Here is a 533-nt window from a genome sequence, read left to right on the forward strand (position 1 = left end):
CATGCGAGAACAGACTCCTTTGTATTTATTTGTGTTGTGGTGATTCAAATATAACACAAAAATCTGTTCTCGTATTTTTTATTTATACTGGTGTAACACATGTATTGTAATCCTACATTTTTATCTTCACCCACTGGCATTTTTAACCTTGCCGGGTGGGAAAAACAATGGTATTATGAAGGTTGTGAAATTAAGAAAACCATGGAAAATGTTGAGACAAAAGAATGAAGGAGGAAAATCCTCTGTTCGCCAGAGGGCAAATTTCTAAAGAAATTGCATTTTTCTCCGCAAAACAAGGAGGATTATTATGTTAAAAAAAATAGCAACAGACAAGGCGCCTGCAGCAATCGGACCTTATTCCCAGGCAATTGCGGCCGGTGATTTTTTATTCGCTTCGGGCCAGATTCCCATTAACCCTGAAAACGGCAATATTGAGGCTGAGGGGATCGTGGCTCAGGCGGAGCAGGTTATGAAAAATATCGGAGCCATCCTGGAAGCGGCGGGCACGGATTATGCCAATGTGGTGAAGACAA

At 41.1% G+C, this 533-nt stretch carries 1 protein-coding gene; it reads left to right on the top strand.

What is annotated here, in order from left to right; all coding sequences use genetic code 11:
- Positions 1-307 precede the first annotated feature (307 nt).
- Positions 308-533 (top strand): Rid family hydrolase (locus BLA28_RS34170; protein WP_242955464.1); only part of this gene is annotated, 226 nt, incomplete at its 3' end.

The organism is Eisenbergiella tayi (assembly GCF_001881565.1).
In the GTDB taxonomy this organism is placed as follows: Bacteria; Bacillota; Clostridia; order Lachnospirales; family Lachnospiraceae; genus Eisenbergiella; species Eisenbergiella tayi.